General features: G+C 63.3%; 16 protein-coding genes. 10 read left to right on the top strand and 6 right to left on the bottom strand.

What is annotated here, in order from left to right; translation table 11 throughout:
• The first annotated feature begins 27 nt into the window (after nucleotides 1-27).
• From QWB57_RS06700 to QWB57_RS06690, 3 genes are read left to right on the top strand one after another with little or no spacing between them, the layout of a single operon-like run.
• A complete protein-coding gene (locus tag QWB57_RS06700; protein ID WP_288968886.1) occupies nucleotides 28-606 on the top strand; it encodes an RNA polymerase sigma factor in 579 nt (192 codons plus the stop codon).
• Entirely contained in the window at nucleotides 603-983 is a 381-nt protein-coding gene (locus QWB57_RS06695; protein ID WP_288968881.1) for a hypothetical protein, read from the top strand. Before QWB57_RS06700 ends, QWB57_RS06695 begins: the two co-directional genes overlap by 4 nt.
• Before the next feature lie 3 nt (nucleotides 984-986).
• The gene (locus QWB57_RS06690) at nucleotides 987-1,448 is read left to right on the top strand and encodes a DUF3106 domain-containing protein (RefSeq protein WP_223626286.1); all 462 of its coding nucleotides are present in this window, start codon (nucleotides 987-989) and stop codon (nucleotides 1,446-1,448) included.
• Nucleotides 1,449-1,538: 90 nt separating this feature from the next.
• Here QWB57_RS06690 and QWB57_RS06685 read toward each other — a convergent pair whose 3' ends face one another.
• Nucleotides 1,539-2,642 carry an NAD(P) transhydrogenase subunit alpha gene (locus QWB57_RS06685; RefSeq protein WP_288968879.1) on the bottom strand — a complete coding sequence of 368 codons (1,104 nt, stop codon included), beginning with the start codon at nucleotides 2,640-2,642 and terminating at the stop codon, nucleotides 1,539-1,541.
• Between the two features lie 74 nt (nucleotides 2,643-2,716).
• Here QWB57_RS06685 and QWB57_RS06680 point away from each other — a divergent pair, with 74 nt between their 5' ends.
• The 3 genes from QWB57_RS06680 to QWB57_RS06670 all read left to right on the top strand — a co-directional run bounded on the left by QWB57_RS06680 (nucleotide 2,717) and on the right by QWB57_RS06670 (nucleotide 5,051).
• Nucleotides 2,717-3,313 carry a nitroreductase gene (locus tag QWB57_RS06680; RefSeq protein WP_223626282.1) on the top strand — a complete coding sequence of 199 codons (597 nt, stop codon included), beginning with the start codon at nucleotides 2,717-2,719 and terminating at the stop codon, nucleotides 3,311-3,313.
• A gap of 99 nt (nucleotides 3,314-3,412) precedes the next feature.
• Nucleotides 3,413-4,300 (top strand): 5'-3' exonuclease H3TH domain-containing protein, encoded by an 888-nt coding sequence (locus QWB57_RS06675; protein WP_288968878.1) that lies wholly within the window; start codon nucleotides 3,413-3,415, stop codon nucleotides 4,298-4,300.
• 208 nt (nucleotides 4,301-4,508) lie between these two features.
• Nucleotides 4,509-5,051 (top strand): NUDIX hydrolase, encoded by a 543-nt coding sequence (locus QWB57_RS06670; RefSeq protein WP_223626277.1) that lies wholly within the window; start codon nucleotides 4,509-4,511, stop codon nucleotides 5,049-5,051.
• Here QWB57_RS06670 and QWB57_RS06665 read toward each other — a convergent pair.
• Nucleotides 5,048-7,075: an ATP-dependent DNA helicase gene (locus QWB57_RS06665; protein ID WP_288968875.1), complete on the bottom strand. Its 2,028-nt coding sequence runs from the start codon at nucleotides 7,073-7,075 to the stop codon at nucleotides 5,048-5,050. The genes QWB57_RS06670 and QWB57_RS06665 overlap by 4 nt on opposite strands.
• Nucleotides 7,072-9,537, bottom strand: a complete 2,466-nt coding sequence (mrcB, locus tag QWB57_RS06660; RefSeq protein WP_223626273.1) for a penicillin-binding protein 1B — start codon at nucleotides 9,535-9,537, stop codon at nucleotides 7,072-7,074. Before mrcB ends, QWB57_RS06665 begins: the two co-directional genes overlap by 4 nt.
• Before the next feature lie 106 nt (nucleotides 9,538-9,643).
• Between mrcB and QWB57_RS06655 the strand changes: the two genes are divergently transcribed.
• Nucleotides 9,644-11,734 (top strand): glycosyltransferase, encoded by a 2,091-nt coding sequence (locus tag QWB57_RS06655; protein ID WP_223626271.1) that lies wholly within the window; start codon nucleotides 9,644-9,646, stop codon nucleotides 11,732-11,734.
• A gap of 19 nt (nucleotides 11,735-11,753) precedes the next feature.
• On the opposite strand, the gene QWB57_RS06650 is transcribed toward QWB57_RS06655, so the two are convergent.
• Both QWB57_RS06650 and QWB57_RS06645 read right to left on the bottom strand, forming a co-directional pair.
• Entirely contained in the window at nucleotides 11,754-13,271 is a 1,518-nt protein-coding gene (locus QWB57_RS06650) for a hypothetical protein (protein WP_223626269.1), read from the bottom strand.
• On the bottom strand, nucleotides 13,268-15,427 hold the full coding sequence (locus QWB57_RS06645) for a bifunctional (p)ppGpp synthetase/guanosine-3',5'-bis(diphosphate) 3'-pyrophosphohydrolase (RefSeq protein WP_223626267.1): 2,160 nt from the start codon (nucleotides 15,425-15,427) through the stop codon (nucleotides 13,268-13,270). Before QWB57_RS06645 ends, QWB57_RS06650 begins: the two co-directional genes overlap by 4 nt.
• Nucleotides 15,428-15,552: 125 nt before the next feature.
• Between QWB57_RS06645 and QWB57_RS06640 the strand changes: the two genes are divergently transcribed.
• Nucleotides 15,553-17,340 (top strand): chloride channel protein, encoded by a 1,788-nt coding sequence (locus tag QWB57_RS06640; RefSeq protein ID WP_288968873.1) that lies wholly within the window; start codon nucleotides 15,553-15,555, stop codon nucleotides 17,338-17,340.
• Nucleotides 17,341-17,350: 10 nt separating this feature from the next.
• Here the strand turns inward: QWB57_RS06640 and hrpA are convergent, their stop codons facing one another.
• The gene (hrpA, locus tag QWB57_RS06635) at nucleotides 17,351-21,388 is read right to left on the bottom strand and encodes an ATP-dependent RNA helicase HrpA (protein ID WP_288968872.1); all 4,038 of its coding nucleotides are present in this window, start codon (nucleotides 21,386-21,388) and stop codon (nucleotides 17,351-17,353) included.
• Nucleotides 21,389-21,482: 94 nt separating this feature from the next.
• On the opposite strand from hrpA, the gene QWB57_RS06630 reads away from it, so the two are divergent.
• Both QWB57_RS06630 and recQ read left to right on the top strand, forming a co-directional pair.
• The gene (locus tag QWB57_RS06630) at nucleotides 21,483-22,034 is read left to right on the top strand and encodes a Dps family protein (RefSeq protein ID WP_223626261.1); all 552 of its coding nucleotides are present in this window, start codon (nucleotides 21,483-21,485) and stop codon (nucleotides 22,032-22,034) included.
• An 84-nt stretch (nucleotides 22,035-22,118) separates the two neighbouring features.
• Nucleotides 22,119-23,924, top strand: a complete 1,806-nt coding sequence (recQ, locus tag QWB57_RS06625; protein WP_223626259.1) for a DNA helicase RecQ — start codon at nucleotides 22,119-22,121, stop codon at nucleotides 23,922-23,924.
• The last annotated feature ends 30 nt before the right edge of the window (nucleotides 23,925-23,954 follow it).

Genomic DNA, 23,954 nt, shown 5'->3' with positions numbered 1-23,954 from the left:
CCGCCCGGTCAGCCACCGTGGATCCGCATGTTGCTGCTGTCCCCCGCTAAGCTTGGGTCGGTGAAGACCGCACCGCCCGCAGCCGAGACTGACCTGCCAACAACGCTGGAAGCGTTTTTGCGCGGGATTGATGCACGCGCCTTCCGCTTTGCCGAATTGGGCCTGCGTCATCGCGAGGATGCGCTGGATGCGGTACAGGAGGCGATGCTGAAAATGCTGGCCTACCGCGATCATCCGGCAACCGAATGGAGCCCGCTGTTTTGGAGCATCTTGCGCAACAAGATCACCGATATGCAGCGGCGCAGCCTGTTTCGCCTGCGTTGGTTGTTGCCGGGCAGCACCGGCAAGGACGGCGATGCGGTGGACTGGGCCGATGACACACCCGACCCGTCGCGCAACCATGACAGCCGCGAGGCGTGGCAGGAAATCAGCAACGCGCTGCGCAGTCTGCCGGCGCGCCAGCGCGAAGCTTTCACCTTGCGTGTGCTGGAAGAATTGGATGTCGCCGCGACCGCCCGCGTGATGGGCTGCAGCGAAGGCTCGGTGAAAACCCATTTGTCACGCGCACGCGAGGCATTGCAGAAACAACTGGAGGCGTTCCGATGAACGGGAACACAGACAACTTCGATATCCACCTGCGCATCCACCATGCTGCCGCGTTGGCGCAGCTGTCCCCGCAGGTGCAGGCGCAACTGGCGCAGCGCCGGAATGCGGCACTGCGTGGTAGCGGCATCGCCAAGTCAGGCCACCGCCTGCGTTTGGCGGCAGCCGCATTCGCCTCGGTGTGTGCTTTGGCGGTCGGCGTGCAGTTTTTCCCGCAGTCGCAGCCGGCGTTGTCGCCTGCCGCCACTGCGTCGGTGGCCATCACCACGCAAGCCACCACCGCATCCGCAACAGCCCGTGGCAACGCCGCATTGGAAGAAGACCCCGATTTCTACGCTTGGCTGGGTGCTTCGGAAACCCGCCAACTGGCAATGGAGTAAGTCATGACCACTCGCATCAATACCCTTGTCCTGCTCGCCGGCTTGGCGCTCGCCCCTTTTGCAACCCATGCACAAGACGCCAAACCCGCGCCACCGCCGACAGAGGCCATGCCGGCCTGGGAGCAACTCAGTCCGGCCCAGCGCGAACTGCTGATCGCCCCGGTGCGTGACCGCTGGAACCGCGAACCCGAGCGCCGCCCGCAATTCATGGAATACGCCAAGCGCTGGAAAGACATGCCCCCGCCGCAGCGCGACCACGCCCGTCGCGGCATGGAACGTTGGGAAGCCATGACCCCGGAACAGCGCGAACACGCCCGCGCCGTGTTCAATTTCGTGCATGGCATGAGCAAGGAAGACCGCCGCGCCTTTATGGGCAAATGGCAGCAAATGACCCCACCGCAGCGCAACGAATGGGTCAAGGCGCACCCGGCACCACCGGCCCCGATGCCGCCATCCAAACCGTGATGATGGCAATACGCTGCGTGAGTCAGCAGCAACCCGGATCCATCCGTCGCTGTTCCTGCACGCCTATCCACCAAACTATCCCGAAGACATTTACGCCTTCGTCACGCCCGCCTCCACCCGTTCCGGCCACACGCTCCTAGCCAGCAGCTCATCGCCCCAATCGAAGTGCAGCGCGCCGTCCTTGAGCAGCAGGCTGACGAAGTTGAAGACGTTGCGGGCGTACATTTCGCTGGCGTGCTGGGCACCCATCGAGGCCAGATTCAGCGGCCCGGCGACGGTGACACCAGCGGATTCGATGGTTTGCCCGGGCTGGGTCAGGGCGCAATTGCCGCCGGTTTCGGCAGCCAGATCCACCACCACACTGCCCGGCTTCATGCCGGCCACCATCGCCTCGGTAATGATTTTCGGCGCAGGCCGGCCCGGCACAGCGGCGGTGCACACCACCACGTCGATGCCTTTCAGGTGATCGGCCAGCCGCTGCTGCTGCAGGGCGCGTTCTTCGTCGGTGAGTTGGCGTGCATAGCCGCCTTCGCCGGCGGCAGACACGCCCAAGTCCAGGAATTTGCCGCCCAGCGATTCAATCTGCTCGCGGGTTTCCGGGCGCACGTCGAAGCCTTCCACCGCCGCACCCAGTCGCTTGGCGGTGGCAATCGCCTGCAAGCCGGCCACGCCCGCACCCACAATCAGCACCTTGGAGGGGCGAATGGTGCCGGCCGCAGTGGTGAGCATCGGGAAAAAGCGCGGGGCCAGTTGCGCGGCAATCAATACTGCTTTGTAGCCAGCCATGCCGGCCTGCGAACTGAGCACGTCCATCGCCTGGGCGCGGGTGGTCCGCGGCAGGCGCTCCAGTGGAAACGCAACCACGCCCGCGGACTGGAGGGCCGCGCTCCGCGCCGCATCGGCCTGGGGATGCAAGCTGCCCACCAGTACCGTGCCGTGCTTCAACCCGGCGATGGCGGCAGGCTCCGGCGGCTGCACGCACAGCACCAGATCGGCGGCGGCGGTGGCATCCTCGGCCAATTGCGCGCCCACATCGATATAAGCCGCGTCAGTAAAGTACGCCCCGGCGCCAATACCCGGCTGGATGCGCACCGTGCAACCGGCGGCCACCAGCTTCTTGCAGGTTTCCGGACTCAAGGCCACCCGGCGCTCGCCGGTTGCTGTTTCCCGTGCCACGCCCACGATCACCGCCATTGCGTATCCCCCAACTTGTCTCGATCCCTGCATCCTACCGCTACCATGGCACTTCCCCGCAATGATGTTTGCTGATGCTGACCCATAACGCCCTTCTAAGCCGCGTGTCCACGCCCACCCGCCAACTGGCCGCGCCCGGCCCCAGCGATGCGCAGCTGCTGGCAATGCTGCAAACCGCGGTGCATGTGCCCGACCACGGCAAGCGGGTACCGTTCCGGTTTTTGCGGATCACGGGCGATGCCCGTACCCAATTGGCCGATGCGGCGCAAGCACGGCTGCTGCAGCTTGAGCCGGAGGCGGGTGCTGCCGTCATCGAAAAACTGCGCAGTCGCTTCACCATGCCACCGCTCACGATCGCGGTGATTGCCAGGTTGGGCGAGGACGAAAAAATCCCGGCATCCGAACGGTTTTCCAGTGCCGCCTGCGTGTGCTTCCAACTGTTGCTGGCCGCGCAAGCCGAAGGCTTTGGCGCGCAGTGGTTGACCGGCTGGCCAGCGTATGACCGGCCACTGCTGGAACAAACACTTGGATTGACTGCCGACGAGCAATTGCTGGGCAGCATTGCGATCGGCACCGCGCTGGTGGCGGTACCTGAGCGCGAGCGACCGGATGCCGCGGCGTTGCTTGCCGATTGGACCGCACACGCCAACCATCGCTTCGAGCATTCCTGAGCTGGCGCCTGACGCCAGGTGTTCGCTCCGCCGCTGCAATGCGGCTACGCGAATCTCCCGACGCTCCCTCCAGCTTGCTGCGCTTACGGGTTTTTCACCATGTCCTCTCGCACCTTGCACCTTGTCGATGCCTCGCTGTACGTATTCCGCGCCTGGCACTCGATGCCGGATGAATTTCACGATGCCGATGGCTGGCCCACCAATGCGGTGCACGGGTTTGCGCGTTTTCTATTGGATTTGCTGGAACGCGAGCACCCGCAACACATCGCCATCGCCTTCGATGAAGCGCTGGACAGTTGTTTTCGCAATGCCTTGTATCCCGCCTACAAAGCCAACCGCGACCCTGCCCCGGCGGAGCTGCGCCGACAATTTGCGTGGTGCAAGGCGCTGTGCCAGGGCTTGGGGCTGACCACCTTGGCGCATACCGACTTCGAGGCCGATGATTTGATCGGCAGCGCGGTGCATCGCGCACGCAGCCAAGGGTTTCGCAGTGTCATCGTGTCGGCCGACAAGGATTTATCGCAACTGTTGGGTGATGGTGATGAGCAATACGACTATGCCAAGCGCGAACGCTGGGGCGCTGCCGGGGTGAAGGCCCGTCACGGCGTGCATGCGCAGCAGATGGCCGACTATCTGGCGCTGACCGGCGATGCGGTGGACAACATTCCCGGTGTCACCGGTATCGGCCCGAAATCGGCCGCGGTGCTGCTGGCGCATTTTGGCAACCTGGATGCGCTGCTGGCGCGCATTGATGAAATCCCGTTCCTGCGCCTGCGCGGCGCGGCGGGGTTGGCCCTGCGGCTGCGCGAGCAGCGCGAACATGCCCTGCTGTGGCGGCAACTGACCACGATTGCCCTGCATGCGCCGCTACCCGAGGGCGACTTTGCGCGTGGCAGCGGCGATGCCGAAGAACTCGACGCTCTGGCCGACTGGGTGAAGTTCGGCCCGATGACGCGCAAGCGCTTGTACGAAGCGGCATCGTTGTAGTTGCAACGCGGGCGTGCGGCGGTGTGGCGCTCGCCGCTTGGGCTGCACATCCCGCTTCGACGCACGGCCACGCGCCCGCTGCGCGGTCCGGCCCGGCACACGGTGCCGGGCGTTCGCAACCACGCGCAGCATGCTGCGCAGGCAGCGGTTGCTCGCCCATGGCGCGCTCGAACGCCACACCGCCACACGCCTGCGTTAGCATCGAGACATGAGCAACCTCAAACAAACCCTGTACGAAGGCCAATGGCTGCGGCTGGTGCGGATTGGCCATTGGGAATCCTGCGAGCGCACCCACGGGCAAGGCATGGCGGTGATCGTGATTGCGGTGACGCCGGCCGATGAGGTGCTGTTTGTCGAGCAATACCGCATTCCGCTGGGCGCACGCACCATTGAAATGCCAGCCGGCCTGGTCGGCGATGACCACGCGCAAGACACCTTGATGGATGCCGCTCGCCGCGAGTTGATCGAGGAAACCGGCTGGTCACCGGGCAAGGTGGACGTGCTGCTGATTGGCCCCACGTCCTCGGGCATGAGCAACGAACGCATCGCCTTCGTGCGTGCCCTTGAACTGGTGCGGGTGGGCGATGGCGGCGGGGTGGATGGCGAGGACATCATCGTGCACGCGGTGCCGCGCTGCGAAGCGCCGGCGTGGCTGATGCGCAAGCAAGCGGAAGGTTTCGAGCTGGACCTGAAATTATGGGCCGGGCTGTGGATGATCGACCACAACCCGGATGGCTCGCCGGCAGGCTAAGCCTGCGGGGGCGTGGCGAAGAAGGCTTGAATATCCGCCAATGCACGCGTGATGGGCAGCGGCGGTAGAGACTCCAAAAACACCCGGCCATACGACTTCTGGGTGAGCCTCGGGTCGCACAGCACCAACACCCCGCGGTCGGTTTCGGTGCGGATCAAGCGACCCGCGCCCTGCTTGAGCGCAATGACCGCTTGCGGCAATTGCTCGTCGCGGAACGGGTTGCCGCCAGCACGCCGGATGGCATCCAGGCGCGCTTCAAACACGGGGTCGTCGGGCGCGGCAAACGGCAGCTTGTCGATCACCACCACACTCAAGGCATCGCCGGCCACATCCACGCCTTCACGGAAACTGGCGGTGCCCAGCAGCACACCATTACCCGACTCGCGAAACCGTTGCAACAGCACATGGCGCGGCTCACTGCCCTGCACGAACAACGGCCACGGAGCATCCTTGAGCGCTTCGGCAGCTTCACGTAGTGCGCGATGCGAGGCGAACAGCAAGAACGCACGCCCAGCCGATGCCTGCAATACCGGCCGTACCGCCGCCAGCATGGCCTGCCCGTAGTCGCGCATTGCAGGCTCCGGCAAGTGGGTAGGCAAATAGCACAACGTTTGCCGATCCCAATCAAAGGGGCTGGGCTCGATCAACTCTTGCGCCTGTTCGATCCCCAGCCGCTGCGCCATGTGATGAAACCTCCCCTCCACCGCGAGTGTGGCCGAGGTGAACACCCACGCCGCGTTGGATTGCTCGCGATGCGTGCGCAATGGGGCCGAAACATCCAGCGGCGTGCGCTGCAATCGAAACCCGCGCGGGGTGAGTTCGTACCAATGCACAGAAAGGCGGGAAAGAGGCTCAGGTTCAGTTCCCGGCACGGGCACTGAACCTGAGCCTCTTTCTCCTCCATCACCCAACCAGCGCCGCAACCGCAATGCGTGGTCATGTGCGCGCACATGGCAAGCATCCAGCCCCGGTGCCGCTTGCCGCAAAGGGTCCAGCGCCGCTTGCAGATGCACCAATGCGTCCAGCAGCATGCCGAGTGCCGGCTCGACATCCACCTCATCCAACGCACGCCACGCTGTGCCACGCACCGGCAAGTTATCCATCGCCGCACGCAGGGCGCGGGTAGCCGCTTCCAATGCCTGCGCGGGGGCCTGCACCGCAGCCAGCGCACCGGGCACGTCTTTGCATTCGCCAATGGCATCCCGCGCCAATTCCACCAAGGGGCGCGCGCCAATGCCTTCGCCAAAAAACTGGGCGGCCAGTTCTGGCAGCTGGTGCGCCTCATCGATCACAAAGGCCTGTGCGCCCGGCAGGATTTCGCCAAAGCCCTCCTGCTTCAACGCCAGATCGGCCAGCAGCAGATGATGGTTGACCACCACCACATCAGCGGCTTGCGCGCGTTGGCGTGCCTGCACCACGAAACAGTCGCCCCAGAATGGGCAGTCGGTGCCCAAGCAGTTATCGGTAGTGGAGGTCACCATCGGCAACAATGGCGAATCTTCCGGTAATGAGTCCATTTCCGCCAGATCGCCACTGTGGGTGCGTCCACTCCAGGCTACGATGCGCTGGAATTGCGAAACCTGTTCACGGCTTTGAAAACGTGATTCACCCTTGGCCTGCTCCATCCGATAGCGGCACAAATAGTTGGCGCGGCCTTTCAGCAGTGCCGATTTCAGGCCGACCCCCAAGGCATCGCGCACACGCGGCAGATCACGCTGATAGAGCTGGTCTTGCAGCGCGCGGGTGCCGGTGCTGATGATCGTTTTCATCCCAGACAACAGCGCCGGCACCAGATAGGCAAAGGTCTTGCCGGTACCAGTCCCCGCTTCGGCCAGCAGCAATTGACGCCCTTCGAAGGCATCCGCTACGGCCACTGCCAAGCGCTGTTGGGCGGGGCGCGGGTGAAAGCCTGGCAATGCCTGTGCCAATGCTGACTCGGCAGCTAGCGCCGAAAAGCTGGCGCGCCCCAATCGGGAACTGCCTGCGTGATTGGTGGCAATACGGGATGGTGGGACCGACGTCATTGCGTGGGCCGGGGTGGCGTGTCTGCCGGTGAAGGCCGCTTGGCTGGGTCGCCGCCGCCAAAGAAATTGCGGATCGCCTCACCCGCACGCTCCAGTGGGTTGCTACTACCATCGTCGGGCGCAGGCGTGATCGGATTGCCGAATTCGTCCACTTCCACCGGTGGCGCGTACTGGCAGGGCTGGTAAGCCGGCGCAAAACCTGCCACGAATGGAAAGCGGCGCGCATTCGGGCAGCCGGGGTCGGTGCTCTGCCCGTCCTGAATCCAGCGCCAATCAATGCCGTCATCGGACAACCGTAACGGCGCGCTTGGCAGGTGTTGGAAAATCTCCGACCACACCCGCATTCCACCGGTGGCGCCATACAGCCCGGTGGCCAGATTTTGATCGTTACCCACCCACACCACCGCCAATTGGTCGCCGGTGTAGCCGGCATACCAACTATCGCGACCGTCATTGCTGGTGCCGGTCTTGCCGGCCGGTGCCAACCGACCCAGGCCATCCCGCATCAGTGCATGCGCCGTGCCGGAGGTGACAACGTATTGCAGCGCATTGCCTACCAGCCTTGCCGCGACCGCATCGCCCTTTTGTGCCGGTGGAGCATCGCTGTCATAGCGTTTGATGGCGCGACCTTGTGCATCCAATACACCGCGCACCGCATGCAGCGGCTGGATTTCACCGCCAGAGGCAAGAAATTGATACAGCTGCGCCATGGCATACGGGCTTTGATCCACCGCACCCAGAATCAAGGAAGGCTGCGGAGGCGCTTCAATCCCGGCCAAAGTCCGAATCAGGCTGGCCAAACGCTGCGGTTGCACTTGCATCCCCAAGCGCACGGTAGCTTGGTTGTAACTTTGCGCCAACGCGCTCATCAAGGCCACGCTGCCATGGCTGCGGCCATCGGAATTGCCGGGTGTCCAGTTGCGGCCCCTGCCCAGACCCACACTGATGGGGGCATCGCTGATCGGGCTGGCCAACGACCATTGGTCCGGTTGCGCCAACGCCAACAGGTACACGAACGGCTTGAGCAGCGAACCCACCGGCCGACGCGCATCCACCGCACGGTTGAAGCCAGCCTCGGTGAATTCACGGCTGCCGACCACTGCCAGCACGTCGCCGTTATGCACATCGGTGACCACCAGCCCGGATTGCAGGGTTGGGCGACCTTTGACACTCAACGATTTCAGCGTGCGCGCTACCGCCGCTTCGGCATAGCCCTGTGCAGACGGTGCCATCCCGGTCATCACCGACAGGCCGGCCCCGGACAGTTGATCGGCCGGGTAATCGCGCGCCAATTGTTTGCGCACCAAATCGACATACGCCGGGAAGCGATTGGCGGCCAGATTGCCGGCGTTGGGCGTCACGCCCAGTGGCGCTTTGCTGGCGCGCTGGTATTCGGCATCGTTGATCAGCCCGGTTTCGCGCATTTCACCCAGCACGAAATTACGCCGCTCGGTGGCGCGCTCCGGGTTGCGCCGCGGGTTGTACCAAGACGGCCCCTTGACCATGCCAATCATCAGCGCGATTTGTTCGGTGGACAAATCGCGCAACTCCTTGCCGAACCAGAATTCGGATGCTGCAGCAACGCCACGAATCGATTGTGAGCCACGCTGGCCCAAATCCACTTGATTGAAATACGCCTCCAGAATGGTGCGCTTGTCGTAGCGCGCATCCAGCAGCAAGGCGTACAAGATTTCCTTGAACTTGCGGCTATAGGTTTGCTCTTTGCCGATCCCCAATAACCCGCTGCGCGCCAGCTGCTGGGTCAAGGTGCTGGCACCCTGCTTGGTGTCGCCACCAGATTTCACATTGACGAAAACGGCACGCAACATGCCGCCCACATCAATCCCGATGTGATGATTGAAGTCACGGTCTTCGACCGCCTGCAGTCCAGTGACCAATAGCTCGGGCACTTCCTCAATCCGTACCAGCCGGCGCTCTTCCTGATTTTGGCCATACAGCGTTGCAATCCGCGCCGGATCCAAACGTGCGCTGCGCAGGTTACGGCGCCCGCCACTGTCGCGAATGGACGTGACCTGATCGCCTTGCAGCACTACCGTCAACGCCATCGGCGCCACCCGGCCATCAACATCATCATAGCCCCGGCTGGAAATTGCCCAAGTTGCGCCGTTGTGCGCATAACTCCCTGCACGGCGACCATCGCCCGGCCGATAACCGGCGGCATCCAGCTCGGCCTTCAAGGTAGGCGCGTCCATCGCCAAACCCTGTCGCAACAACAGCGGGCGCGCATAGACGCGGGTAGGAATCTGCCAACGCAACTGACCGAATCGCTCGCCCACTTCATGATTGAGATACAGCAGATAGGGGATCAGAAAGCCCAGCACCAGCGCCGTGGCCGCAAGCCCTCCAATCAGCAATCGCCGCCGCCAACTGGTTCCGTCGGCGGCATCGGCTGCGGGAGTTGCATCGTTCAGGTCGTCGTCTTCGTCGTGGATACGGGGCATTGGCGGGTATTCGGTCGCGGGATGCGACAATGAACGATGAGTCTAGCGCAGCCATCGCTGCCTACATGTGCGGTTTCCCCCCATTCTTGTGCAGGAGTTCAGCCACATGCCGATCCTGATTGAAGCGCGCTTTTGGTGGCAGCGCGCACAGGGATTGTGGCGACGCGGTGTAACCAGCCTGCGCACACGCGGGCTGGCGGCCAGTGCACAACGGCTTGCACTGCATTTGCATCATCCAACGCCCAGTGTCCGTGCACTGTATGCACCCCAGTCAACTCCATTTGCGCCATTCCACATGGCCAGTGCAGCGCAGCCGCAGGTCAGCCTGATTATTCCGGTCTACGGCGCTTGGGCCCATACCCTGGCCTGCCTGCGCGCGCTAGCCGAGCACCCACCCCTGATACCGTTTGAGGTCATCGTGGTAGATGACGCCTCACCGGATGACTCTTTGCAGCTCCTGCGGCAAATTGAAGGCATAAGAGTGCATGCGCGCAGCGAAAATGGTGGCTTTATCGCCGCCTGCAACGATGGTGCAGGGCTGGCCCAAGGCGAACATCTGGTGTTCCTCAACAACGATACGGTGCCGCAACCGGGTTGGCTGGATGCACTGTTGGCAACCTTCGCCCAGCACCCGGAGGCGGGCTTGGTGGGCGCGCAATTGGTGTACCCGAATGGTCGCTTGCAAGAAGCGGGAGCAGTGGTATTTGCCGATGGCAGTGCCTGGAACTACGGACGCCTGGATGACCCGGCGCGCTGCCAATACAATTATTTGCGTGATGCCGATTACCTCAGCGGTGCCGCCATCGCCATCCCGCATGCATTGTTTGAACAACTGGGCGGGTTTGATACGCGCTATGCGCCGGCCTATTACGAAGACACCGACCTGGCCTTCGCGGTGCGCGCCGCCGGCAAGCGTGTGTTGTATCAGCCCGCCGCAGTCGTGGTGCATGACGAAGGCAGCAGTGCCGGAACCGATCTCAGCTGCGGGCCCAAAGCGGCGCAGGTACGCAATCGTGCGGTGTTTGCCGGCAAGTGGCAGGCCGCGTTAGCCACGCAGCCAGCGGCCGGCAGCATCCCCACGCCCGGGTTGTTGCATCGCCAGCAGCGGCAAGTCCTGATCATCGATGCGCTGACCCCGCAACCCGATCGCGACTCCGGTTCGCTACGGCTGCGCAACATCATCCAAGTCCTGATCGAAGAAGGTGCGCATGTGCTATTCGTGCCTGCCAATCGTAGTGCCAATGGCGACTACACCCGCGCATTGCAAGCGATGGGCGTGGAAGTTTGGTATGCCCCGTCGATGCCACGTTGGCCTGCATGGCTACGCGAGCACGGTCCGCGCCTGCATGCGGTGATGACGTGCCGGCATTACGTGGCCAGCGAACTATTCCCGCTACTGCGCAAATTTGCGCCGCAGGCACGGTTGATTTTCGACACCGTGGATCTGCATTACTTGCGTGAACAGCGGGCAGCGCAATTACGTGGCGATGCCGCTGGCTTGCGCGCTGCCGAGCTCACCCGCAAAGCCGAGCTAGGCTTGATTGCACGGGCGGATGTCAGTGTGGTGGTCAGCCATATCGAACGCGCATTGCTGGTACAAGAACTGCCGAACGCCCAAGTGCAAGTATTGTCCAATGTGCATGCACCAGCGCCTGCCGGGCCGGGCCGGGCGGAACGAGCCGATTTATTGTTTGTTGGCGGGTTCAGGCATCCACCGAATGTGGATGCGGTGCATTGGTTCGTGGCTGATGTACTTCCTTTGATCCATGCCCGACGCCCTGACATTGCGCTGCACTGCATTGGTGCGGATGTGCCTGACAGTATTGCCGCATTGTCTGGCACGGCGGGTGTACGCATCCATGGCCATGTCCCGGATTTGCAGCGATGGCTGGATGCCTGCCTGGTGTCGGTCGCCCCGTTGCGCTTTGGCGCGGGAGTCAAAGGCAAGATCAATCAGGCGATGGCGCATGGCTTGCCGGTGGTCGCCACGCACTGTGCGGTGGAAGGCATGCATCTGCAGGATGGCAGCGATGTGCTGGTAGCCAGCGATGCCAACGCCTTCGCGCAAGCGGTAATTCGCTTGCACGACGACACCGCACTGTGGGAACAACTGGCCGCGAATGGTCGTGCCAATGTGGCGCAGCATTTTTCGCTCGAGTCCGCCAGACCTACGCTGCGCCACCTGTTCTTGGACTGAGGTTGTTGGCGGATACCGGCTACTTCAATGCCGACCCGATCCGTTGCAAACGATGCGTCAATGCCTCGCTACCGGGCACATCCGCATCCACTTGCTGCGCGCGCTCCAGTGCAGTGCGTGCGCCGCGGACATCGCCTGCACGCAAGCGCTCATCACCCACCGCCAACCAGCGCTCCGCCAAGCGCCGCTGCGCAGACAACAAGGCAGGTTCATTGGGGGCCAATTGCCGCCATGCATCCAGGCATTCGCGTGCGCGCCCCAAGTTGTTATCGCGCATTGCCGTGGTATGACAAGTGTGTGCCGCCAACTGCATTTCCTGCAGCGCATGTTGCACACGCGGATCGTTGGGGGCCAATGCACGTGCCTCGCGCAGGCGATCCCAAGCGCTCTCTCCAGGTGGCGTCAACCAATGACCCCGCGCCTGCGCGTGCTGGGCCTGGGTTAGCAACTTGGCCACTTTCGCACGCCCTTGCATAGTCACCACCTGCGGGCGTTGCGGCTGGATGCGGCTGGCCGCCTGCAGGCTGCGTTGAACTTGCTGACGGCGGTCAGTGGCAACACCGGCCTGTTCGGCAAGCTCCAACAAACGCCGGGCTTGATCAAAGCGCGATGCCGCAATCGCCACGTTGGCGGCATGCAGCAGTGCATCGTCCAACCCGGTGGCACACAGCTCTGGCAATGGCACGCCTGGCACAGCCGATAAAGGTTGGCAGAGCTGCACCGCGGCCTCCCATTGCTGGTGGTGCAACATGCGTTGCAGCTGCTGATTGCGGCGTGTTTGCGCCTGAGTGAGTCCTGCATGCAATGCCGGCAGCACCGGGTGCCCCGGATCGGCGGCCTCGACCCGCTGCAACAATGCAGCGATCTGTGCCAAATCCCCCCCAGCCAATACCTTTGCAGCAGGCTGTGTCAGCGCATCCAACGCATCTTCGCGCCCATCCAACGCACGTTGATTGCGCGGTTGTCGCAGCAATACCTGCTGATACAACGCCAATGCCGCGTCAGGGCCATCGTCCAAATGCCCTTGCATCAACGCAGATTGCGCACGCTGTAGCAGCAGCTCGATGCTGTCTGCCCGGGTAGGAATCTCCGATAGCCGCGCCTGCAGCGCATTGATACGCGCCAGCGGGGCTTGCAATGTCTGGGCCAACTGCAGCGAGGCTTGCGCTTGTGCGGTGTGGCCTGCGCGAATCTGCGCATCGGCACGCGCCATTGCGGCTTGCGCCACGCGCTCCAGGCCTTCGCGCGCTTCCAATTGATCCGGTTGCAGTGCCAGCGCCGCCTCAAACAATTCACGCGCACCGCTGCCATCGGCAGCGCTTAACCTGCCGGCCTGCAAGGCCAGCTCTGCGCGCTGGCGCAGTGCGTCATAGCGCGGATCCGGCCATAGCCAACGTCCCAGCGCATTGTGGAACAGCAGTGCCGCCAGCACTGCCAGCAGCACGCTGGCCGCCAAGACCAGCAGCAGTTGCCGCCAGCGCTGCGGCAGCGCCCGCCATTGCTTGCGCCAGTCTGCACCCGGGCGCGCTGCGCTCATGCGCGCTGCGCAGACTCGATGCCGGGCAACGATTCCAGCCGCGCCAGCAGCAGCCCCAACTGTTCGAAATCATTGACCCGTGCCCGCAACTGCACGCGCACCCGGCCCTGGTTGCCGCGCAGGTGTTCGGTATTGAGCCCGGTGACGTGCACGCCGATTTGCGCCACCAGTGTGGTGATGTCCTTGAGCAGCCATTTGCGGTCGATGGCTTCGATGTTCACGCTGACCTCTTGCCCGCTGCGGCGCGTGCCCCACTCCACCGGCAACACCCGCGCCGGCTCCTTGCCGGCCAGCCGCAGGAATGCGGCACACTCCGGGCGATGCACACTGATGCCGCGGGTGCGGGTCAGATAGCCCACGATGGCCTCCCCCGGCAGCGGCTGGCAACAGCGCGCCACCTGCACCAGCAAGTTGTCCACGCCTTGTACGGTGACGGCACCACTGCCAGGCGTGGCCGGTGGCGCGGGCTTGCTTGGCAGTAAAGGAATGCCGGGTTCGGGCTCTTGTGCGGCTTTTTCCAAATCCAGCAGGGCCCGACCCACCTGGTTGGGCCCCACGTCGCCCAGTGCCACCAGCACCAGCAGGTCGTCCTCGGTCTGCGCGTTGAAGCGCGCCAGCACCGGCGTCAACTCCGCGTGCAGCAGGCCCATCCGGCGCAAATCACGGTCCAGCAATTCGCGCCCGGCTTGCAGATTGCGGGCGCGGTCCAGCTTGTTGAACCAGGCCCGTACTTTGTCGCGCGAACGGCTGCTGGCCAGAAAGCCGGCGCTTTGCTGCAGCCAGTCGCGGCGCGGCTCCGCCACTTTGCCAGTCAGGATTTCCACGCGCTCACCGGTGCGCAGCGCATGGGTCAGCGGCACGATGCGGCCATCCACTTTTGCACCCCGGCAGCGGTGGCCCACCATGCTGTGGATGGCATAGGCGAAGTCGAGCACGGTCCCACCTTGCGGCAGATCCAGCACCTCGCCTTTGGGTGTCAACGCGTACACACGATCTTCGATCAGGTCGCTGTCGATGCCTTGCAGCGGCACCGCATCCCCTTCACCGGCGGCATCTGCAGCCTGCTCCAGCATGTTGCGCATCCATGCAATGCGCTTGTCCATCGCCGCCCCGCCGGCGCTGCTGCCTTCCTTGTAGCGCCAGTGCGCGGCCACGCCCAGCTCCGACTGCGCATGCATCTCACGGGTGCGGATTTGCACCTCCACCGTTTTGCCTTCAGGGCCAATCACGGCGGTATGCAAGGAGCGATAGCCATTGGGTTTTGGGCGTGCGATGTAATCATCAAACTCGCTGGGGATCGGCACCCACAAGGCATGCACCAACCCCAATACCGCATAGCAGGTGGGCAGGTCATCCACCAATACGCGCAGTGCACGTAGGTCGTACAGCTCTTCTATCGGCAGCGCCTTGCGCTGCATTTTTTTCCAGATGCTGTAGATGTGCTTGGGCCGGCCAGCCACATCGGCGTGGATGCCTTGCTCGGCCACGCTGTCCCGCAATTGTGCCTTGACCAGTTCGATATAGCGCTCGCGGCCGCTGCGGTTATCGTCCAGCGATTGCGCAATGCGCAGATAGTCATCGGCCTGCAAGACGCGAAACGCCAGATCCTCCAGCTCCCACTTGAGTTGCCAGATACCCAGCCGGTTGGCCAGCGGCGCATGAATATCGCGGGTCATTTTCGCCAGTGCGCGCTGCTCCTCCAGCGGCAAGCGCCACGCTGCACGCATGCGTGAGAGTTGGCGCGACAACACAATCGGGATCACCCGCAAATCGCGCACCAGCGCCAGCAATAGCCGCCGCATCCCCTCCGGATTGCGGCCGCCACCGTGGCTGCGATGCAAGGCCCACACCCGGCTGGCAGCGCGCTGGCCTTCCAGCAAAACATGCAAGCGCTCCGGGATTTCCACCGCAGCCTGTTTGGCAAGCACTTCCACATCGACCAGCGCGTCCAGCAAGGTGGCCGCCAGCACTTCGGCATCTGCATTCAGTCCGGCCAGGACGGTCAATGTATCCGCCAGCACATCGGCGCGGTCACGCATCGGCACGCCAGCGTCGGCTTGCGCCAACCAGAAACCGGCCAATGCCGCAGGCAGCGCATCCTTTGGCAGGTGCGCCAGCGCATTGGCATACGATGGGGTCAGGATTGCTTTCGACATCTGCCTACAGTAGCGGCCCGCTGCGACAGCGGCCAGCATTCCGGGCCGTTCATGGCATCACACGACGTGTAGCGCGCTTGCTCTAGACTACCCGCCCCCTCCCTCTGACGCTTTGCCCGCCCTGCATGCAGCTTGACGCCGATCGAATGTCTGCGCGCCGGCATGTGCGCTCGCTGGCATCGTTGCTACGCGAGAGTTTTCGTACCCGCGACGACGCCTTCCTGTTGCTGGCCTTGCTGGTCGGCCTGCTCGCGGGCGCATTGTCACTGCTGCAAGGCGCGCTGGCCCACGCGCTGCAAGCCTGGTGGTATGGCCTGCCGGGTGACGGGGACCGGCTAAGTGCACTGACGCACCTAAACGCGTGGAAGCTGTTGGCGCTGCCGCTGTTTGGCATCCCCATTGGTCTGATCAGCCTGTTTGCCCGCGCCCGCAAGCGCCAGTTGGTGGATGCGGTGGAAGCCAATGCCCTGCATGGCGGCCGCATGTCGATGCGCGACAACCTGATCGTGGCAACCCAAACCATCCTCTCCAACGGCTGCGGCGCCTCGGTAGGGCTGGAAGCTGCTTACGCGCAGATGGGCGCGGGGGTCGGCTCGCAACTGGGCCGCGTATTGCGCCTGCGGCGTGCCGACATCCGTACTCTCGTCGGCACCGGCGCCGCTGCCGCTATTGCCGCCGCATTCGACGCCCCGCTGGCCGGCGCGTTTTATGGCTTCGAAGTAGTCATCGGTGCCTACACACCGGCTGCACTGGCGCCGGTTGCCGTGGCGGTGCTGGGTGCGGTGGCCGTGCGCGCCGCCGCTGGAGTGCAATTGCCGATGCTGCCTGCCCCTGCCGACATCGGTCTGGAGTTTCGCGACTACGCGCTCTACATCCTGCTGGGCGTGGCCAGTGCGCTGGTAGGTATTGCGATCATGCGACTGGTGACGTTGATTGAACAGGGGGTTGAACGTACCCGCCTGCCACGTTGGCTGCGGCCCATGATGGGCGGTTTCCTGCTGATCCCGCTGGCCATGTGGACCCCGCAGGTACTCTCGTCCGGCCACGGTGCGCAGCATGTGGACCTGACCGTCCAGCAGCCCTTGCAATGGCTGGCACTGCTGCTGGCACTGAAGTGCCTGGCTTCGGCCATCTCACTGGGTTTTGGCTTTCGCGGCGGATTATTTTTCGCCTCCCTGTTCACCGGCACCCTACTCGGCGCGGTATTCGCCAAACTGCTGGCGCTGGCGTTCGGGCACCCGCCGCTGGATGAAACCGGTGCGGCACTGATTGGGATGGCGGCACTGTCGGCGGCGATTGTGGGCGCGCCCATGACCATGGCCATGCTGGTACTGGAGAGTACCCACGATTTCGCACTCACCAGCGGCGCAATCGCAGCGGTACTGGTGTCCAGTTCGATGACCCGCCGGATCTTCGGGTTCTCGTTCTCGACTTGGCGCTTCCATCTGCGCGGCGCTGAAATCCGTAGCGCACGTGACGTGGGCTGGGTCAGCGCACTCACCGCCGGCAAGATGATGCGGCGCGGCCCGGAAACCATGTTGGCGTCGATGACGGTGGCGCAAGCGCGGCAAAAATTACCGTTGGGTGCCACTACCCGCATCGTATTGGTGGATGCGCAGGCGCATTACGTCGGGATTGTGGTGCTGGCCGATCTCTATGCCGACGGCGTCAAGCTGCAGGCCCCCGTGCAGGACTACGCGCAAAGCCGCGCCAATGCCTTGGCCGCCGATGCTGATGCACTTGCAGTGATGCGGCAATTTGATAGCAGCCAAAGCGACGAACTTGCAGTGCTGGATGAACAGCGGCACGTGCTTGGGGTGCTATCGGAACGCTTCGTCCGCAAGCGTTATGCCGAAGAATTGGAACGCCAGCAGCGCGAATTGCTGGGTGAGCGCGTGGATGACCCTACTTGAAGCACGTCGTTCAATGACGCTGCAAGCGCTGCACGCGTGCGGCCAGACGTTTCGGTGACACCCCGCCTTTCACGCCCAATTCCTGTGCAAATAATTGCACGCGCAGTTCTTCCAGCTCCCAGCGCAACGCCTGCGTTTCGGGGTCGGCGGGATTCGCGCTTGCCAGCGCATCGGCAAATGGCTTGAGTTCCAGCAGCCGCGCCTGATCGCGCACCGGGTCGCGCTGGGCGCGTTCGCCGCGCAGCGAGAGCGCTTTCAACCAGCGCGGGTATTCGGCCAAGGCTTGCGCCGGCGTATCGCGCAAAAAGCCGGGCGGCGTCAGCGCTTCCAACTGGCCACGCATGTCATCCAGGTTGGCGCTGGCCCAGCCCATCAACGTTGATTCCAATTTGCCGCGTACCTCGGCCACCAGGGTCAGAATCGCATCGGCCTGTTTCAGCCGCTGCATCGCTTCTGCAAACACGCCTTTGCCGATGACATCGCAGCACTGGCCGAAGGCAGTGGCATCGCGCACGTCCAGCAAGCCATCGGCACTCAACGCAGCAAACGCGCCATCGACCAAATCGGCGCGCAAGCGATCGCTATCCTTCAAGCCATCCTTGCGTGGCGCAGCCGACTCGATCGCCGCATACAGCAGTGAAATCTTCGGCTGCACCGGCAATTGCTTGCGCGCCTGTTTGCATTTATCGGCCAGTGCAATCGCCAGCAACCGGCGCACCCCCTGTGGGTGCAGACGCTCGGCCATTTCGCGCTGCGCATGCACCTGCAGCGACACCGTTGCGCCATCGTCCTGCAAGGCCGGGTACGCCGGCACCCCCCCCACGCCGGGCACGGTGTGCGGTACCGGTTGCAGCGGAAACTGGGTCATGCCTTCCGTAGTCATGCCTTGTGCGGCATGTTGCGCAAACGCATCGGCCGCGCGCTTGCCAAAGCGTGCCCGCAAGTCGTCCAGATTGCGGGATTCGGCCAGCACATGGTTGCCCTCCAACAGGCGCAGATTGGCGTGCAGATGCGGCTCCAACGCGGCGGCATCGAAGTCCATCGCACCGATCTCCACGCCGGAAAGTTTTTTCAGGAAGCGCGCCAATGCACCGTCGATGGCATCGGCATCCGGTTGCGGAAACGCATCCGCGAAGGCCCGCGCAAATTCGGGGGCCGGCACGACATTGCGGCGAATGACTTTCGGCAATGTCTTGATCAACGCCGCCGCCTTGTCTTCCACAAACCCAGGCGCCAGCCACGACAAGCGCGCCGCATCCAGCGCATTCAACAGATGCAGCGGCACCACCACCGTCATGCCGTCGTCCACCGCGCCCGGCTCGAAGCGGTAGTGCACCGCCAGCCGCGCATCGCCCAATGGCAGATACGCAGGGAAGCGCGCTGCATCGCTCTGGTCAGCCACCAAGAGTTCGTCGCGGCTCCACTCCAGCGCCGCTTTCTGCTCTTTCGACAATGTCCCGAACCATGCTTCCAATGCCTGCGTGTTGTGGATGTGCACCGGCAAGCGATCCAGATACCAACGCGCCTGCCAGTCTTCATCCACCACCAGTCCCACACGCCGCTGCTTGGCTTCTTCCTGCTGCGCCAATTCCAAGGTGCGCAAATTGCGCGCAACAAAGCTGCTGCGCGTGTTGATCTCGCCGGTCAACAGCGCATCGCGCACAAAGATGGCGCGGCTCTCTTCGGGAAACAGCGCGCCATAGTGAATGGGTTTTTTCGGCGCCAATACCAAACCGAACAAGCTGATCTGCTCGCTGCCCAATACGCGGCCCTGCGCGCGCGACCAATGCGGGTCGTGCTGGCGGCGCGCCAACAAATGCGGCAATTCGGCGATCACCCAATCCGGCTCGATCGCGGCATTGGTCAGCGCCCACACTTTTTCGGTATCCAGCAGGTTGGCCGAAAGCACCCACGGCGGCGGCTTGGATGCCAATTTCGAACCGGGGAACAAGGCAAATTTGCGCCCACGTGGGCCATCGAACACGCCTTTGTCACTGCGATGGCCAATCTGCGTGGGCAGGCCGGCGATCAGTGCACGGTGGAGGGCGCAGAACTGCGCTGCCCCCCCATTGGAAAGAGTGCTCGCATCCGCTTTTGGCACTGTTCCCGGCAACATTTCCTTGCGGGATTCATCCACGCCCGACTTCGGTTGCCGGGACCTGTTCTCTGACCCCGTTTTCGCCCAAAGCTCCTCGCACTGCAACTTCAATTGCCGATGCAGTTCCCACCATTCGCGCAAGCGCAAAAAGCCAAGGAAATGTTTGTCGGCCCATTTGCGCAATTGCGATTGGGTGAGCTCTTCATGCGCCGTGCGGTAGGCCTGCCACAGCTTCAAAATACCCACAAACTCGGACTTGCCATCGACAAATTCCGCATGCGCGGCATCGGCTGCACCGCGCGCATCGGCAGGGCGCTCGCGTGGATCTTGGATGCCCAGGAAACTGGCAATTACCAGCATGTCGTGCAGCACGCCATGCGTGCGTGCGGCCACCAACATGCGCGAGAGCTTGACGTCCACCGGCAGTTTGGCCATCTGCTTGCCAATCGCAGTGAGCTTGCGCTGCGGATCGACGGCACCCAACTCGGACAACTGCTGCCAACCATCGGCAATCGCACGCGGATCGGGTGGCTCCAAAAATGGAAACTGCTCGATGTCACCCAACCCCAGCGACAGCATCCGCAAAATCACGCCACCCAATGCGGCGCGGCGGATTTCCGGATCGGTAAATTCGGGGCGTGCTGAAAATTCCGCTTCGGAATACAAGCGAAAACACACCCCCGGCGCAATCCGCCCGCAGCGGCCAGCACGCTGATTGGCGCTGGCTTGCGACACCGCTTCGATATGCAGGCGATCCAACTTCTGGCGCGGGCTGTAACGCTTCACTCGCGCCACGCCGGGGTCGATGACGAAGTGGATGCGTGGCACCGTCAACGAGGTTTCCGCCACATTGGTGGCCAACACGATGCGTCGCTGCGGACCGGGGTGGAACACACGATCCTGGTCTTTGGCCGATAACCGCGCATACAGCGGCAGTACTTCGGTATGCCGATATTTGCGCCGTTCCAGTGCTTGGTGCACATCGCGAATTTCGCGCTCACCGGGCAAGAAAATCAGCACATCGCCAATGGATTTCTCGCGCTGGATTTCATCGCAGGCGGCGACGATGCCGGAAACAGGGTCAGGATCACTTCTTGCCAACGCCTGCTTGCTTCCCGATTGGGTTGCATCAGACAGCGACTCTGACCCCATGTCCCGATAGCGCATCTCCACCGGATAGCCGCGCCCCTCGACACTCACCACGGGCGCACCCCCGAAGTGTGCGGAGAAACGCCCGGTATCAATCGTGGCCGAGGTGACAAGCAGCTTCAGGTCGGGTCGCCGCGGCAGCAGTTGCTTCAGATAGCCCAGCAGGAAATCAATATTGAGACTGCGCTCGTGCGCTTCGTCGATGATCAGCGTGTCGTACTTCGACAACCAACGGTCGGTCTGGATTTCCGCCAGCAAGATACCGTCGGTCATGAACTTGATCGCGGTTTGCTCGCTCACCGCATCGTTGAAGCGCACCTGAAACCCCACCGCACCGCCGATGGGCACCTGCAATTCTTCAGCCACCCGCCGCGCCACCGAACGCGCCGCAATCCGGCGCGGCTGGGTGCAACCAATCACCCCGGCCGCGCCGCGCCCAGCCAACAGGCACAGCTTGGGCAGTTGCGTGGTCTTGCCGCTGCCGGTTTCACCGGCAATCACCACCACCTGGTGACGGCGGATCAATTCGATGATGTCGTCGGCGTGGGCGGCAATCGGCAAGCTGTCATCGATGGTTGCGCCGGGAAGCTGCGTGGCGCGCTGCGCACAGGCAGCCACCGAGACTTGCAACGCTTCAACCATTGCGGCGCGCAGTGCGGCATCTGCAGGGTTGGCCTGCCATTTCGACAGCAGCCCCAGCAAACGCCCACGGTCACGCGTCAACGCGGCGCTGATCCACGCCCTTGCCTGGCGCGGTGTTTGCACGGCCCCTGGCTTGAATTGAGTATCGATAGCGCGCATCTATGAATGACAGTGATATGTTGAATTTCAAGTTGTCGCAAAACCCGCGTATTGTCGCCGCAAGCCCGCTTTTTCACACCTGCAGGAGTCGGTCATGGCCAAGAGCAAGCCCAGCGCTAAATCCAGCAACAAGCATAGCGAGAAGCCCGGCAAGGCTTCCGCCACAACAGCCACCATTGATATCGGCATCAGCGGCGGTGATCGCGCCGAGATTGCCGATGGCCTATCGCATGTGCTCGCCGATGCTTACACGCTGTACCTGAAAACCCACAACTTCCACTGGAATGTGACGGGGCCGATGTTCAATGCCCTGCACACCATGTTCGAAACCCAATACAGCGAACAATGGACCGCGCTTGACGAAATCGCCGAACGCATCCGCGCATTGGGCTTCAATGCCCCCGGTAGCTACACCGAATTCGCGCAGCTCTCGTCGATCAAGGAAACGCCCGGCCAAACCGGCACGCTGGCGTGGCATGACATGGTGCAACAACTGGTCAGTGGCAACGAAGCCTTTTGCCGCACCGCGCGCAAAGTACTGAAAGCTGCCGATAGCGCCGGCGACGACCCCAGCGTTGACCTGCTCACCACACGCCTGCAGACCCACGAAAAATACGCATGGATGCTGCGTTCGCTGCTGGAGTGAGCGTACCCCGCCCCTCCCGGCGCGATGGGAGGGGCTGCATGGTGCGCGTATCGGGCGAACAGCAACGCTTGCTACTCTAGGCGGATGCCTTCCGCCGCACTCGATACACTTCGCCACGTCTTTGGATACGACCGCTTCCGCGGCGAGCAAGGCCAGATTGTCGAGCACGTCACTGGCGGCGGTGATGCGCTGGTGCTGATGCCTACCGGCGGCGGCAAATCGCTGTGCTACCAACTGCCGGCGTTGCTGCGCGCCGGTACCGCGATTGTGGTGTCGCCGCTGATTGCGCTGATGCAAGACCAAGTGGAGGCCTTGCGTCAGCTGGGCGTGCGCGCCGCCTTCCTCAATTCCAGTCTGGATGCCCGCAGCGCCGCGCAAGTGGAACAGCAACTTGTCGATGACGGGCTGGACCTGCTCTACGTCGCCCCCGAACGCCTGCTGACAGCGCGCTTTCTGGCGCTGCTGGAACGCACGCAGATTGCCCTGTTCGCCATCGATGAAGCGCATTGCGTGTCGCAATGGGGCCATGATTTCCGCCCCGAGTATCGCCAGCTCACCTTGCTGCACGAACGCTGGCCGCAGGTACCGCGCATCGCACTGACTGCCACCGCCGACGCGCCCACCCGGCGGGAAATCGTGGAGCGTCTGGCGCTGGAAGACGCACGCCAATTTGTCAGCTCGTTTGATCGCCCCAACATCCGCTACAACGTTGCCGCCAAGCACAACAGCCGCCGCCAGCTGTTGGATTTTCTGGAGGGCCATGCCAACGCAAGCGGCATCGTCTATTGCCTGTCGCGGCGCAAGGTCGAGGCCACTGCGGAGCTGCTGGTCGAGCAAGGTGTCAACGCGCTGCCGTATCACGCCGGGCTGGATGCGGCCACACGCGCCACCCATCAGCGCCGTTTTCTGCACGAAGACGGCATCGTGATGGTGGCCACGATTGCGTTTGGCATGGGCATCGACAAGCCCGATGTGCGCTTTGTTGCGCATTTGGACCTGCCAAAATCACTGGAAGGCTATTATCAGGAAACCGGCCGCGCCGGCCGCGATGGTGAAGCCTCGGAAGCATGGCTGGCCTATGGTCTGGGTGATGCCGTGCTGCTGCGCAAGATGATTGCCGAGGGCGAGGCCAGCGAGGAACGCAAGCGCCTGGAAAACGCCAAACTGGATGCACTGATCGGCTATTGCGAGTCCACCGGCTGCCGCCGGCAAAGCCTGCTGGCCTATTTTGGCGAAGCCCACGGTGGTGGCTGCGGCCATTGCGACAACTGCTTGCTCCCGCCACGCGTCTGGGATGCCACCGAGGCTGCACGCAAGGCGCTGTCGTGCGCCTATCGCACCGGGCAGCGCTTTGGCGCGGCACATCTGATCGACGTCTTGCGCGGTGCCGACAACGCCAAAGTGCGCCAGTTCGGCCACCACACGGTCAGCACCTACGGCATCGGCAGCGAACTGGACGCATCGCGCTGGCGCAGCGTGTTCCGGCAACTGGTGGCCGCCGGCTTGCTGGAGGCCGACTTCGACAGCTTTGGCGCATTGCGCCTGACCCAAGCCGCCACCCCGCTGCTGCGCGGCGAACACCAGCTTCACCTGCGTGAAGACCCCAACAAGCGCGAGCGCACGCGCCGTCGCAATGACACCACCGCCAGCATCAACCGTGCACTCTCCCCTGACGCCGAAGCGCGCTTCGATACCCTGCGCAACTGGCGCAGCAGCACCGCACGCGAGCAAAACGTGCCCGCCTACGTGATCTTTCACGACGCCACCTTGCGCAGCATTGCCCAACACCACCCGCACACCCTCACTGCGCTGGCCGCCATCAGCGGCGTGGGTGCCGGCAAGCTGGAACGCTATGGCGAGGCGGTGTTGGATGTGCTGCAAAGAGACTAAGCACGGGCGCGTGGCTGGCAATCCAGCCTG

This window comes from uncultured Thermomonas sp. (assembly GCF_937872235.1).
Lineage (GTDB): Bacteria > Pseudomonadota > Gammaproteobacteria > Xanthomonadales > Xanthomonadaceae > Thermomonas > Thermomonas beijingensis.
Note: the sequence above shows the minus strand (reverse complement) of the source record. Positions and strands in the feature narration are given on the sequence as shown.